Raw genomic sequence first — 13225 nt, 5'->3', positions numbered from 1 at the left:
CGCACGCCTGCAGTACAGTGGATAGCCGGAAACCTCCGGGCTAGGGCACCGGGCGGAACGAGGGACTCACCATGAACAAGGCGATCATCGCCGCGCTCGTCGGCGTGCTCGGCCTCGCACTCGGCTTCGGAGCGGGCTGGGTGTGGGACGAATTCAGCGGCGGCGACGCCGCGAATTCGACCGGCACCGAGGGCCCCTCGACCTCGACCAGCCCCTCCCCTGCGGCATCGTCCTAACCCGCGCCGGACGGCCGCACAAGACCCCACAAATGGGGCACCCCTGGTACGGGCGAGCCGCTCCGTCGGGCCCTTCTCGATGACGTATCCTCGGCACAGCCCCCTCGCGATGACGGAGGGCTGAGCCACCCCTTCCCGAGGACATCAATGCGCAAGATCCTGCTCACGCTCGCCGCCCTCACGATCGCGATCGGCTCGGCCGCGGCCGGCTGGTTCGGGGTCAAGGCGTGGCGCTCCTCGCAGGAGGCCCCGGTCGCGCAGCCCACGGTGTCGGAGTCCGCGCAGCCGAGCGGCGAGACCGTCGAACTCGCGTTCCGCGTCGCGGATGTCAACGCGTCCGTCGCGGACCTCTTCAGCCCTCCGGAATGCGGGGCCGAGTGGACCCCGCCCTCGTCCGAGGCGAACGGCGTCCTGCCCGCGGTCGACGCCTCGCTGCGCCAGGTCGCCGGCGTCGACACGGTGACCGTGGTACCGGGCTACACGACGCCCACCGCGGGGCTCGGCTTCCTCGCGAATGAGGGCGCGATCATCGTGACCAGGGACGATGTCGTGGTCACCCCCGAGTGGGGCGCCGAGTTCGTGCCCGAGTACTTTGTCGCGTCGCCGGGAGAGACGACCCTCACGCAGAACAACGTCGAGTTCACGGGCGCGACGCTGTGCGACGTGGCCGCCGAGCTCGCCGCGATCTGGGACGGCTTCGACTGGGGCACCGCGACGCCCGAGGAGATCGCCGCGAAGCAGGCCGAGACCGAGGCCTTCAACGCCGCGCACGAGACCCTGCCCGCGGGTGACTACAAGGTGTATCAGTGGTCGCCGATCGTGCTGGGCGAGCCGGCCGCGATCGCGCGCGTGCTCTCCGAGGAGGGCATCACGGGGCTTGCGGGTCTGCAGTACACGATCGGCTACACCTCGCTGTACCAGGACCCGCGAGTGCAGGAGCACTGCACGGATCAGACCGATGCCGAGGGCAACCTGCTGTCGCGCAACTGCGACGTCCCCGCGGACGTGCTCGCCGAGATCCTCACGCGCGACGTGCCCGTCGAGTACATCGCCGATATCCCGCCGGCCGTCGCGTTCTCGCTCGCGGCCGAGTTCACGGTCGAGTAGCGCTCAGCCGCTCGTGGTGCTCAGCCGCTCTTGCGGCGGAACTCCTTCTGACCGTGGGCGGCACCGTTGCCGTGCAGGTGAGCGCTGGGCCCGGTGGTGTTGCCATGGACGCCGCTGCTGTGCGAGCTGCTGCCCGCCGCCTCCGCCATCACGGACTGCGCGTCGCCATCCTTGACGGCCGCGAGGAACGCCTGCGCCGGCTCGTCCTTAAGCATCTTCGCGAGCCGACCGTGATGGAAGATGTGCACCTCGCCGTTGGTGCGGGTGCGGTAGTCGTAACCTTCGGGAGCTGACATAGGCCCAGGCTCGCACGTGGCGGCGCGAAAGGCGAACGCAACCAGGGCATCGTCCCCCCGCGGCGCGGCGCCCACGCGGCCGCCCGGCCGCGCCACCCCGCGATCTACCAGCCCTTCTAACAAAGGGTTCCGCGCCAGGGACCAAGGTCCTAGGCTGGCCCGCATGGTCAACGTCGCCCATACTCTCGAGAACCTGCACACCGAGCGCCGCACCTTCAAGCCGCCCGCCTCCTTTGCGGCCCACGCGAACGCCACGAGCTATGAATACAAGAAGGCCGGAGTCGACCGGCTCGAGTACTGGCGCGAGGCGGCGCTGCGTCTGTCATGGAAGACCCCGTTCACCGAGATCCTCGACTGGTCCGACGCTCCCGTGTCGCGGTGGTTCCACGACGGGACCCTCAACGCGTGCGACAACGCCGTCGACCGGCACGTCCGCGAGGGCCGCGGGGATCGCGTCGCGTTCCACTTCGTGGGCGAGCCTGGGGACACCCAGACGCTCACGTACGCGGACATGCACGTGCGCGTCCAGCAGGCCGCCAATGCGCTCGTGAGCCTGGGGCTCACCAAGGGCGACCGGGTCGCGATCTACCTGCCTCAGATCCCCGAGGCCGTGGTCGCGATGCTCGCGTGCGCGAGGATCGGGGCGATCCACTCGGTCGTGTTCGGCGGCTTCAGCACGGAGAGCCTGCGGCAGCGCATCGACGACGCCGAGGCCAAGCTGGTCATCACCGCGGACGGCGGCAACCGCCGGGGCCAGCACCTCGCACTCAAGCCCCTGGTCGACGAGGCCCTCGCGAGCCACGGCGAGGGCTCGGCGCACCCCGGCGTGTGCGAATCCGTCGAGCACGTGCTGGTGGTGCGTCGCACCGGCCAGGACACCGCGTGGGTCGAGGGCAGAGACGTCTGGTGGCACGATGCCGTCGATCACCAGAGCGCCGAGCACGAGCCCGCGTGGGTCGAGGCCGAGCACCCGCTGTTCATCCTCTACACGTCCGGCACCACCGGCACCCCGAAGGGGCTCTTCCACTCGACGGGCGGCTACCTGACCGGCGTCGCGCACACCCACAGGATCGTGTTCGACCTCAAGCCCGAGTCCGACGTCTACTGGTGCACCGCGGACGTGGGATGGGTCACTGGCCACTCATACATCGTCTATGGGCCCATGACCAACGGGGCGACCCAGGTCCTCTACGAGGGCACTCCCAACTCCCCGCACGAGGGCCGCTGGTGGGAGATCGTCGAGCAGTACAAGGTCACGATCCTCTACACCGCGCCCACCGCGATCCGCACGTTCATGAAGTGGGGCGAGACGATTCCGAACCAGTACGACCTGAGCTCGCTGCGCCTGCTCGGCAGCGTCGGCGAACCCATCAACCCGGAGGCGTGGATGTGGTACCGCCGCGTGATCGGGGGCGACCGCTGCCCCGTGGTCGACACGTGGTGGCAGACCGAGACCGGCGCGATCATGATCTCGCCCCTGCCAGGCGTGACGGCGTCCAAGCCGGGCAGCGCGATGACGCCCGTGCCTGGCATCAGCATCGACGTGGTCGACGATGCCGGGCGTCCGGTCGCGAACGGCGAGGGCGGCTACCTCGTGGTCACCGAGCCGTGGCCCTCGATGCTGCGCGGCATCTGGGGCAACCGCCACCGCTACGTCTCCACGTACTGGAATCACTTCGACGGGCTGTACTTCGCCGGCGACGGCGCGAAGAAGGACGTCGACGGCGACCTGTGGCTGCTGGGCAGGGTCGACGACGTCATGAACGTCTCGGGCCATCGCCTCACCACGACCGAGATCGAGCACGCGCTGGTCGCACACCCGTGGGTCGCGGAGGCGGCGGTCGTGGGAGCGGCGGACGAGGTCACGGGTCAGGCGGTGGTCGCCTTCGTGATCGTGCGCTCCGACGCCGACGGCATCCCCGCCGACGGCGACGAGGTCGCGTCCGCGTTGCGCGAGCACGTCCGCAGGCAGATCGGGGCGCTCGCGAAGCCGCGCACCATCCTGGTGGTCGCGGAGCTCCCCAAGACGCGCTCGGGCAAGATCATGAGGCGACTGCTGCGCGACGTCGCGGAGCACCGTGAGGTGGGTGACGTCACGACCCTCGCGGACTCGTCCGTCATGGACGCGATCCGCTCGGGGCTCGAGGGGGGCGCGGGAGACTGACCTGGGCCCGCTTGCTCCCCCCGCACTCCCCGCACCCAGCGCGGCTCCGCCACACGGAATCACGGCTCCACCACACGAGCATCGGCGTGTCGCCGGCGTGTCGCGCGCGTACGAGCCGCTGAGGGCCGATGCCCGGGGCAACCGTGTGGCGCAGCCGTGGGCTTCGAAAAGGGCGAGGGCGGATGCCCGGGGCAACTGTGTGGCGCAGCCGCGGCTCCGCCACACGGAATCACGGCTCCGCCACACGAGCATCGGCGTGTCACCGGCGTGTCGCTCTCACGGGGACCGCTGAGGGCTGATGCCCGGGGCAACTGTGTGGCGCAGCCGCGGGCTTCGGAAAGGGCGAGGGCCGATGTCGGGCGCAGGTGTGTGGCGGAGCCGCGGGCTTCGGGGCGGGGCGAGGGCCGATGCCCGGGGCAACCGTGTGGCGGAGCCGCGGGCTTCGGGGCAGGGTGGGGCGGGGCGAGGCGAGGCGAGGTGGGAGGGGCGGGCGAGGCGCGAGACTAGCGCGCCGCGAAGGCGATGCCCGGCCGGGTGACGGACACCCGCACCTCGGCATCGGGCCGGATGTGGTGGACGCCCAGCACGCGAGCCTCGATGGGCTCGTCGAGGCCCGGCAGGTCCAGGGTGACCACGGCGTCGTGGCCGAAGTAGGCGACGTGGCGCACGAGCGCGACGGTCCCGGCATCGGCCCCGGCATCCACGCTGGCATCCGCGACGCCGCCCAGGCCCTCCCCCACGGGCGCGAGCGTGAGGTGCTCGGGCCTGATTGCGAGCTCGACGGCGTCACCCTCGCGGGCGACCTCCCCTGCTCCCAGGTGCGCGGGCACGTCGCCCAGCGCACACTCGACCGCATCGCCCCGCCACGCGCCCGGAAGCACCACGGCTCCGCCCACGAACTGCGCGAGCCAGCGCGAACGAGGCTCTTGGTAGATCTCCTCGGGCGGACCCACCTGCACGAGCCGTCCCTGGTCGAGCACCGCGACGATGTCAGCCATCGACAACGCCTCGTCCTGATCGTGAGTGACGAGTACCGCAGTGGTGCGCGCGCGCCGCAACACCTGACGGATCTGGGCGCGGACCTCGGCACGCAGGGACGCGTCGAGCGCGGAGAACGGCTCGTCGAGCAGGATCACGTCGGGCTCGGGCGCAAGCGCGCGAGCGAGCGCGACGCGGTGACGCTGCCCGCCGCTCAGTTCACCCGGCATGCGGTGGGCGAGGTCAGCGAGCCCCACCATCTCCAAGAGCTCGTCGGGCCGGGCACCGCCGCGCTGCGCGCGCGGCAGGCCGAACGCAACGTTGGCGCGCACGTCGAGGTGTGGGAACAGCGCCGCGTCCTGAGGGACGATGCCGATCCTCCTGCGCTCGGGCGGCATCGCCACCCGGGGTCCGGTGAGGACCCGCCCGCCCACGACGATCGCGCCCTCGAGCGGTGCATGCAGCCCCGCGATGGTCCGCAGTAGGGTCGACTTTCCGGAGCCCGAGGGCCCCAACACGGCGGCGAAGGCGCCCGATGGGACGGTGAACGAAACCCCGTGGAGCACGGGCGCGCCGTCGTACGCGGCGACCACCTTGCGCACCTGCAGCTCGCTCACGCCGCCTCGCCCCTCTCCCTGACCGTGGCTACCGCGTCCCTGGTGAGGAGCACGGCCGGTCCCGCGGCGACCGCGACCAGGACGAGCGCGTAGGGTGCGGCGGCGCCGTAGGCCGCGCTCTCGGTGAGTCGCCACAGGGACGTCGCCAGCGTATCCGTGCCCGTGGGGCGCAGCAGCAGCGTCGCGGGCAGTTCCTTCATCGCGGTGAGCGCGACCAAGAGCACGCCCGCCCCGATCCCCGGCCAGGCGATCCTTGCCGTCACCCTGGACCACACCGCGGCCCGCGTCGAGCCGAGCGAGCGCGCGACGTCCTCGAGGCCGGGCTCGACCTGGTCGACGCTCGCGCGCACGGCCCCCACAGCCTTGGGCAGGAAGAGGACGCCGTACGCGAAGGCGAGCATCCACGCGGTCTGGTACAGCGCGGGGACCACCGCGAGCGAGAAGAACACGAGCGACAGGCCCACCACGATGCCCGGCAGCGCGAGTCCGACATAGCTCGCGGACTCGAGGGCGGCCGAGACGCGCGAGCGGTAGCGGGACGCGAGCAGGCCGATCGGCAGCGCGAGCGCGAGCGCCACGAGAGCGCCACCCGCGGCGAAGCCCACCGTCGTGGCGGCGTCGCCGACCAGGTCCGCACCGTCCACGCTCGTCGCGGTTCCCGCGCGCCCGAGCAGGTACCTCCCGAGCGCAAAGCCCGGAACCGCGACGGCACCCACCGGCACGGTGGCGAGGGCGAGCAGCACCGGGACCCTCCATCGGCCCAGGACCACGGGAGTGCGCGGCGCACGCGACGCGACCGACGACCCATGCCGGGCGTGAGCGCCGCGCAGCCGGCGCTCCGCCCACACGAGGGCGATACCCATCGCGGCCAGCACCGTGGACAGCGCGGCGGCGAGCGTGCGGTCGAACTGGCTCGTGTACGCCGAGTGAATCGCCCACGTGAAGGCCTCGAAGCGCATGAGCGCGACCGCGCCGAAGTCGCTGAGAACGTACAGCGCCACAAGAAGCGTGCCCGCGAGAGCGGCGGGCCGGATCTGCTGCCAGGTCGCCTCGAGGAACGCGCGAGCGCGGCTGCGGCCCAGGGTGCGCGCGACGTCCTCGTGCGCGGGATTGGACAGCCGCAGGGCTGCGAGCGTGGGCAGCGTGACGAGCGGCACGTTGCAGACGGTGAGCACCAGGAACGCACCCCAGAACCCGCGAACGGGGGTGAGCGCGACCCAGCCGAATGCCGCGACGTAGGACGGCACCGCGAGCGGCAGCGTCGTGACGACCACCCAGGCGCGACGTCCGCGAAGGTCCGTCGCGCTCAGCAGCCACGCGGTCGCGACGCCCACGACCAGGCATGCCGCCGCGACCGCCGCGGTGAGGCCCACCGTCGACACGGCCAACTCCAGGGTGCGTGGACGCACCAGCGCGGCCAGCACGGCATCGGCATCCGCACCCAGCACCCTGATGAGCAGGTACACCAGGGGGATTGCCGCGAGTCCCGCGGCCACCGTGGCCGATGCCGTGAGCACCGCCCGCGCGACGGACGCGCGCGCACGGGGGCCGGGCCGTCGCGGCCCGACCCCCGTGCGCAGCGTCGCCTGGCGGGACACGGGTTAGAGCAGACCCGTCTCCGTGAGGAGCGCGGTGGTCTCGCCCAGGGTGTCGAGGTCGGACAGGTCAAGCTCGGGGTTGGTGAGGGTGTCGAGGGCGGGCAGGCCCTCGGGTGCCGTGACGTCACCCGCGAGCGGGTACTCGAAGGTCTGGTCCACGAAGTACTGCTGGCCGGCGTCGGAGACGAGGTACTCGATGAACTCGAGAGCGTCGGCGTCGTTCGCGGCGCCGGAAAGCAGGCCCGCTCCGGTCACGTTGACGATCGACCCGGCGTCGCCGGCCTCGGGGAAGGACAGCTGCGCGCGCATCGCGCCCTCGCCCTGCTCCGCGAGCGCGCGGAACCAGTAGTAGTGGTTGATGAGGCCGATCTGGATCTCACCGGCCTGCACCGCCTCGAGGATCGCGGTGTTCTTGGGGTAGATCTGCGCGCCGCCCGCGACCAGTCCCTCGAGCCATTCGCGCGCGACGTCCTCGCCCTCAAGCACGCGAAGTGCCGTCACGAAGGACTGGAAGGAGGCGTTGGACGGCGCGATGCCCACCTTGCCCGCCCACTCGGGCTCAGCCAGGTCGAGCACCGAGCTCGGCACCTCGTCCGCGGTCAGCGCCTCGCTGTCGTACGCGAGCACACGGGCGCGGCCCGTGACGCCCACCCACGACGCATCGGTGGACGTGAAGCCGGCCGCGACGGTGTCGGCGATTTCGGCGGGGAGGGTCGTGAACAGGCCCGCCTTGGAGACGGCGCCGAGCGCACCGGCGTCCTGCGACAGGAAGACGTCGGCCGGAGTCGCGTCGCCCTCCTCCTGGAGCAGCGCGGCGAGCTCGGTGGTGCCGGCGTAGCGGACCTCGACCTCGATGCCGGTCTCCGAGGTGAACTGGTCGAGCAACGGCTGGATGAGCTCCTCCTCGCGTCCCGAGTAGAGCGTCAGCGTGCCGTCGGCCTCCGCCGTCGGTGCCGCGGTAGTCGAGCCGCTCGGGGTCGCGTCGCCGGACTCGTCGCCGCCCGCGCAGGCGGTCAGGGTGACGGTGGCGAGGAGCGCGATTGCGCCGAGCGTGCGGACGTGAGCCATGAGTTCTCCGAGGGGTAAGGGGAGGTGGGGTACGCGGGGAGCGTAGCCGCGATTTTCGCGACGCGCCAGTCACGTATTTGGGTGAGCGGTCACAGTCCGCAGTACCGACACCCGGTGCCACCAGGCATGATGAAGATTGCGCCACGCCGTGCCGCCTCAACCGTTGCCGAGCCGCGGCTGACCCCCTACACTGATCAACGGCGACGGGCTGGACTACCGGCCTTGAACGCTCACAGACGTCCCCGGGAGGGGGCGGCCGCGGTGCCCCCCAGCGCGGCCGCCCGCCCGGGGCACCTGTGTTTCTGGGCCCTGACGGTTCTCGGCACCGACGCCCACCACCGCCCGTGCGAGCCGCTACTGGCTCCGGGCTCCCTCGTCTTCCTCGCGCGACGCTGGCGCATCGTCGTCGTCCTCATCCCATCGGGCGGCGAGGTCCTCCTCGTACGTGCCCACCGCGTCACCCGAGGTGCGTGCGAGCGGCGTCGACCGTGCCGGTGGGTCACGGTGTTCGAGGGCGAGGTCATGCCAACGCTCCGCCCCCACGACCACCCCGAGCACGACGACCGCGACGCATGCGCCGGCCAGGACATCGGTCAGGAAGTGGAAACCCAGGTACATGCGGCTGAAGGCGACCGTCGCGATGATGAGGACCGAGGCGGCCGACCACAGGGAGAGGCGCCACGAGGCCTGCGCGTCGTCGTGCCACAGCAGGTAGCTCACCACCAACACGAGGGTGGTCGCGCCGATCGTATGCCCCGAGGGGAACGAGTACGTGGTCTCGTAGCCGGGGACCACCATGAGCGTCGCGTCGGGGCGGTCGCGGCTGATGAGGTGCTTGAGCAGGTTGGACAGCCCCGTCGACAGCAGCATCGCGCCCACGAGCAGGGCGGGATGCCACCAGGACTTGGTGACGCGCCACCACACGAGCGCGATCACGGCGACGATGATCGGCAACACCAGGGAACCGAACATGTTGGTCACAAACGTCAGCACCGTGGTGAGCGTGTCCGTGCGGTTGTCCGCGAGCCACTCGACCAGCGGCTGGTCGAACGCGGACAGGTACTCGCCCTCGTTCACGCTCTCGAGCAGGAGCGCGAATCCGCCGGCACCCAGCAGGATGAGCACCACGGCGGGCCACAGGGCGAGGACGGCTTCGGACGGTCGCAGGCGGGGGCTGGTCATGCGGTCCACCCTAAACGCGGATGCGACAATCGCGCCGTGCACCGCCTAACGACGGATCCCGCCACGCCCGACGTCGCTGCGCGCGACGAGGCCGGCGCGTTGTTCGGGGTCGGCGCCCTCTCCCGGCTCGATGCGCAGCGACACGTCCTCGACCCCGATCACGTTCCCGAAGTGCTCGGTGAGGCCCACGGTCTCGATCGCGGGGTGGCGGTCATGACGGTCCCTTCCGGGGGCCGCGCCGCGCGGCCCCGAGCGGCGGGGCGAAGGCGAGCCGGGCATCGTCCACGCCCACCCTTCGATCATCTCGAATCCCGGTGCCGCATGCCCACCGGAACCCGGCGTCTCCCGCGCGAGGGAGTGCGGACGGGGCTGGCACCAGGGGTGCGCGCATGCAAGCATGGGCACCATGTCCGAGAGCCTCGACCTCAACGACGCCGCACCGGCGTCCCCGCCCGCCCCGCACGAGCACCCCAGCGTCGAGTCCGAGGAGACCTACCCGCTCCCGACCGTCGCATTCGAGGAGGACGAGTCGCCGTCACCCCTGCCCGAGGACCGCTACCTCGACAGGGAGCTCTCGTGGCTCGCGTTCAACGAGCGCGTGCTGGAGATGGCAGAGGACCCGCAGACGCCGCTGCTCGAGCGCGCGCGCTTCCTCGCAATCTTCGCCTCCAACCTCGACGAGTTCTTCATGGTGCGCGTCGCGGGCCTCAAGCGGCGCATCGCCGCGGGCTTCGCGGTGCCCGCCGCGACCGGCATGAGCGCGTCGCGTCAGATCGAGGCGATCATCGAACGCTCGCACGAGCTCATGGACCGCCACGCCGAGACCTTCGAGGACCAGGTGCGGCCCGCGCTCGCCAACGAGGGCATCCAGTTGGTGCGTTACGACGCCCTCGAGGACCCCGAGCAGGAGCGCCTGCGCAAGCTGTTCCGCTCGGACATCTTCCCCGTGCTCACGCCGCTCGCGGTCGACCCCGCCCACCCGTTCCCGTACATCTCCGGGCTGTCGCTCAATCTCGCGGTCGAGATCCGGGACCCCGACACCGGCAAGGACTACTTCGCGCGCGTCAAGGTCCCCGAGACGCTGCCGCGCTTCCTGTCCGTCGACGCGGCGGGCCACGTGGGGCAGGTGACCGATGCCGCGGCGCTGTCGGACGAGCCGCGCAGCTTCGTGCCGCTCGAGGACGTGATCGGCGCGCACCTCGACTACCTCTTCCCCGGCATGGAGGTGATCGACCACTACACGTTCCGCGTGACACGCAACGAGGACGTGGAGGTCGAGGAGGACGATGCCGAGAACCTCCTCAAGGCGATGGAAAAGGAACTGCTGCGGCGCCGGTTCGGCCCCGCGGTGCGCCTCGAGGTCGCGGACGACCTCCCTCCCAAGATCCGCGAGCTGCTGGTGCGCGAGCTGGGCATCACCGACAACGACGTGTTCCACCTGCCCGCGCCGCTGGACCTCACCGGCCTGCACGTGATCGCGGACCTCGACAGGCCGTCGCTCCAGTTCGCGCCGTTCAGGCCCACGACGCACCACAAGCTCGCGCCCGTCGAGACCGCCGACGAGCAGAACGTGTTCGACGCGATCAGCCGCTCCGACGTGCTGCTGCACCACCCGTACGACTCGTTCTCGACGTCGGTGCAGGCCTTCCTCGCGCAGGCCGCGGCCGACCCGCGCGTGCTCGCGATCAAGCAGACCCTGTACCGGACCTCGGGCGACTCGCCCATCGTCGACGCGCTCATCGAGGCGGCCCACTCGGGCAAGCAGGTGCTTGCGCTGGTCGAGATCAAGGCGCGCTTTGACGAGAAGCGCAACATCTCGTGGGCGCGCAAGCTCGAGCAGGCCGGCGTGCACGTCGTGTACGGCCTGGTGGGCCTCAAGACGCACTGCAAGCTGTCCCTCGTGGTGCGCCAGGAGGACGAGGGACTCCAGCGCTACAGCCACATCGGTACCGGCAACTACCACCCCAAGACGGCCCGGCTCTACGAGGACTACGGACTGCTCACCAAGGATCCCGACGTGGGCGCCGACCTTACGAAGCTGTTCAACCAGCTCTCGGGCTACGCACCCAAGGCGAAGTTTCGCCGCCTGATCGTCGCGCCCACCGGCGTGCGGATGGGCCTCATCGAGCGCATCGACAACGAGGCCCGCAACGCCGCCGCGGGCAAGGAGGCCTGGGTCAAGATCAAGGTCAACTCGATCGTGGACGAGAAGACCATCGACGCGCTCTACCGCGCGGCGCGTGCCGGCGTGAAGGTCGACGTCAACGTGCGCGGCATCTGCGCGCTGCGTCCGGGAGTGCCGGGGCTGTCCGAGAACATCCGCGTGCGCTCGATTCTGGGCCGCTTCCTCGAGCACTCGCGCGTGTACGCGTTCGCGAACGACGGCTCGCCGGACGTGTTCATCGGCTCGGCCGACCTCATGCACCGCAATCTCGATCGCCGCATCGAGGCGCTCATCTCGGTCAAGGAGCCGCAGCAGATCGCGAACCTCATCGAGAACATCGACATGGCGATGAGCGATCACGTGATCGGGTGGGAGCTTCACGAGGACGGCTCGTGGGGCCGCACGGTGACGGACGGCAACGGCACCCGTCTCAAGGACCTGCAGGAGATCTATATCCGGCGTCAGCCGAAGCGCAGGATCAAGGGCAAGTGAGTCACCACCCCGAGGGGACGGTCGTCGCGGCCGGGGCCATCGTGTGGCGCGTTCGTGACGGCGAGCTCCAGGTCCTGGCCGTGCATCGTCCCCGCTACAACGACTGGTCGTGGCCCAAGGGCAAGCTCGACCCCGGAGAGTCGCTGCCCGAGTGCGCGGTGCGTGAGGTCGCGGAGGAGACCGGCAAGCAGATCGAGTTGGGCCAGCCGCTGCCGACCATCCGCTATCCGATCGGCGAGAAGCAGAAGGTCGTGAAGTACTGGGCCGCGCAGGTGCTTCCGCACACCTCGCCGTCCCTGCGGGGCCGCAAGCCGGTCAAGAGCACCGCGAAGCACGAGATCGACCGGGTGCGCTGGCTGCCCGTGGGCGAGGCGCACAAGATCATCACGTTCCCCGATGACCTGCGCCCGCTCGACGCGCTGATCGACGCGTACGCGGCGGACCGGCTCGACACCAGGCCGTTCATGCTCGTGCGGCACGCGCGCGCCAAGCGCCGCAAGGCGTGGCGACTGCCCGACAACCGCCGTCCCCTGACCCGCAACGGGGTGGGTCGCGCGCTCGATCTGGTTCCGCTCATCGCGTGCTTCGGGATCACCAAGGTGGATTCCTCACCCGCCAAGCGGTGCCTCGACTCGGTCAAGCCGTATGCCGATGCGATCGGCACCACGGTGCGCACCCACGATTCCCTCACGGAGACCGGCCACGCGGAGCGGCCTCTCGACACGGCGAAGACCTTCACCGCGCTGTTCCGCAAGACCTCGCCCCGCGCGGTGTGCGTGCACCGGCCCACGCTGCCGACCATCGTCGAGATGCTGCGCGCCGCGGTGCGGCCGTACACGCGCGGAGCCTTGCCGCGGAAGAACCCGTATCTGCCCGCGGGCGGAGTGCTGGTCGCGCACGTCGCGGACTGGGAGTCGGGTCCCGTGGTGGTCGCGGTGGAGACCCACCTGCTGCGCGTCCACGTCTGACACGGCGCCGGGCTTGGGGCTCAGGCTCCGGATTCGGCGCTGACGCGCGGGACCTCAAGGGGGAGAAGCGACGTCGGACCGGGAGCGCCAGTCGGCGCGAAGGCCGCTCGTGGCGGCTTGTGTTGGAGCCCGGGGCTACCGCGGTCCGACGTCGACTCCACCATACGCCCTCGGGGACGCGCGAGTCTCCCTCTCCCCCGCACCCACCCGCGGCTCCTCGCCCCGCGCCTACCCGCAGCTCCTCGCCCCGCACCCACCCGCGGCTCCTCGCCCCGCACCCACCCGCGGCTCCTCGCCCCGCACCCACCCGCGGCTCCTCGCCCCGCGCCTACCCGCGGCTCCGCCACACGGGTAG

Annotated in this window: 11 protein-coding genes; 5 read left to right on the top strand and 6 right to left on the bottom strand. The window is 71.0% G+C overall.

Annotated features, from left to right (window positions below; translation table 11 throughout):
- Nucleotides 1-71 precede the first annotated feature (71 nt).
- Together ABEA62_RS09740 and ABEA62_RS09735 are read left to right on the top strand one after the other, a co-directional pair.
- Nucleotides 72-236, top strand: a complete 165-nt coding sequence (locus ABEA62_RS09740; RefSeq protein ID WP_286214201.1) for a hypothetical protein — start codon at nt 72-74, stop codon at nt 234-236.
- Between the two features lie 147 nt (nt 237-383).
- Nucleotides 384-1343: a hypothetical protein gene (locus ABEA62_RS09735; protein ID WP_286214202.1), complete on the top strand. Its 960-nt coding sequence runs from the start codon at nt 384-386 to the stop codon at nt 1341-1343.
- Nucleotides 1344-1363: 20 nt separating this feature from the next.
- Here ABEA62_RS09735 and ABEA62_RS09730 read toward each other — a convergent pair whose 3' ends face one another.
- Nucleotides 1364-1639 (bottom strand): hypothetical protein, encoded by a 276-nt coding sequence (locus ABEA62_RS09730; protein WP_286214203.1) that lies wholly within the window; start codon nt 1637-1639, stop codon nt 1364-1366.
- A 163-nt stretch (nt 1640-1802) separates the two neighbouring features.
- On the opposite strand from ABEA62_RS09730, the gene acs reads away from it, so the two are divergent.
- Complete coding sequence (acs, locus tag ABEA62_RS09725; RefSeq protein ID WP_345379858.1) at nt 1803-3803, top strand: acetate--CoA ligase; 2001 nt, start codon at nt 1803-1805, stop codon at nt 3801-3803.
- A 503-nt stretch (nt 3804-4306) separates the two neighbouring features.
- Here the strand turns inward: acs and ABEA62_RS09720 are convergent.
- The 5 genes from ABEA62_RS09720 to ABEA62_RS09700 all read right to left on the bottom strand — a co-directional run bounded on the left by ABEA62_RS09720 (nt 4307) and on the right by ABEA62_RS09700 (nt 9549).
- Nucleotides 4307-5398: an ABC transporter ATP-binding protein gene (locus ABEA62_RS09720; protein WP_286214206.1), complete on the bottom strand. Its 1092-nt coding sequence runs from the start codon at nt 5396-5398 to the stop codon at nt 4307-4309.
- Nucleotides 5395-6996: an ABC transporter permease gene (locus ABEA62_RS09715; RefSeq protein ID WP_286214207.1), complete on the bottom strand. Its 1602-nt coding sequence runs from the start codon at nt 6994-6996 to the stop codon at nt 5395-5397. The genes ABEA62_RS09720 and ABEA62_RS09715 overlap by 4 nt, the downstream gene beginning before the upstream one ends.
- A 3-nt stretch (nt 6997-6999) precedes the next feature.
- Entirely contained in the window at nt 7000-8064 is a 1065-nt protein-coding gene (locus tag ABEA62_RS09710) for an iron ABC transporter substrate-binding protein (RefSeq protein WP_286214208.1), read from the bottom strand.
- 354 nt (nt 8065-8418) lie between these two features.
- The gene (locus ABEA62_RS09705) at nt 8419-9246 is read right to left on the bottom strand and encodes a phosphatase PAP2 family protein (RefSeq protein WP_286214209.1); all 828 of its coding nucleotides are present in this window, start codon (nt 9244-9246) and stop codon (nt 8419-8421) included.
- Nucleotides 9247-9291: 45 nt separating this feature from the next.
- Nucleotides 9292-9549 (bottom strand): hypothetical protein, encoded by a 258-nt coding sequence (locus ABEA62_RS09700; RefSeq protein WP_286214211.1) that lies wholly within the window; start codon nt 9547-9549, stop codon nt 9292-9294.
- A 103-nt stretch (nt 9550-9652) separates the two neighbouring features.
- Between ABEA62_RS09700 and ABEA62_RS09695 the strand changes: the two genes are divergently transcribed.
- Together ABEA62_RS09695 and ABEA62_RS09690 are read left to right on the top strand one after the other, a co-directional pair.
- Nucleotides 9653-11902 (top strand): RNA degradosome polyphosphate kinase, encoded by a 2250-nt coding sequence (locus ABEA62_RS09695; protein ID WP_345379854.1) that lies wholly within the window; start codon nt 9653-9655, stop codon nt 11900-11902.
- Nucleotides 11899-12870 carry an NUDIX domain-containing protein gene (locus tag ABEA62_RS09690; protein ID WP_286214213.1) on the top strand — a complete coding sequence of 324 codons (972 nt, stop codon included), beginning with the start codon at nt 11899-11901 and terminating at the stop codon, nt 12868-12870. Before ABEA62_RS09695 ends, ABEA62_RS09690 begins: the two co-directional genes overlap by 4 nt.
- Nucleotides 12871-13225 lie beyond the last annotated feature (355 nt).

Origin of the sequence: Demequina sediminis (assembly GCF_039545075.1) — a bacterium.
Classification (GTDB): domain Bacteria; phylum Actinomycetota; class Actinomycetes; order Actinomycetales; family Demequinaceae; genus Demequina; species Demequina sediminis.
The sequence above is the reverse complement of the archived record's forward strand: the minus strand, read 5'-3'. Positions and strand labels throughout refer to the sequence as shown.

What these genes read in the sequence shown, in the direction of transcription:
- ABEA62_RS09740 (WP_286214201.1), top strand. Translation starts at nt 72, where the DNA reads ATGAACAAGGCGATCATCGCCGCGCTCGTCGGCGTGCTCGGCCTCGCA.
- ABEA62_RS09735 (WP_286214202.1), top strand. Translation starts at nt 384, where the DNA reads ATGCGCAAGATCCTGCTCACGCTCGCCGCCCTCACGATCGCGATCGGC.
- ABEA62_RS09730 (WP_286214203.1), bottom strand. Translation starts at nt 1,639, where the DNA reads ATGTCAGCTCCCGAAGGTTACGACTACCGCACCCGCACCAACGGCGAG.
- acs (WP_345379858.1), top strand. Translation starts at nt 1,803, where the DNA reads ATGGTCAACGTCGCCCATACTCTCGAGAACCTGCACACCGAGCGCCGC.
- ABEA62_RS09710 (WP_286214208.1), bottom strand. Translation starts at nt 8,064, where the DNA reads ATGGCTCACGTCCGCACGCTCGGCGCAATCGCGCTCCTCGCCACCGTC.
- ABEA62_RS09705 (WP_286214209.1), bottom strand. Translation starts at nt 9,246, where the DNA reads ATGACCAGCCCCCGCCTGCGACCGTCCGAAGCCGTCCTCGCCCTGTGG.
- ABEA62_RS09700 (WP_286214211.1), bottom strand. Translation starts at nt 9,549, where the DNA reads ATGATCGAAGGGTGGGCGTGGACGATGCCCGGCTCGCCTTCGCCCCGC.
- ABEA62_RS09695 (WP_345379854.1), top strand. Translation starts at nt 9,653, where the DNA reads ATGTCCGAGAGCCTCGACCTCAACGACGCCGCACCGGCGTCCCCGCCC.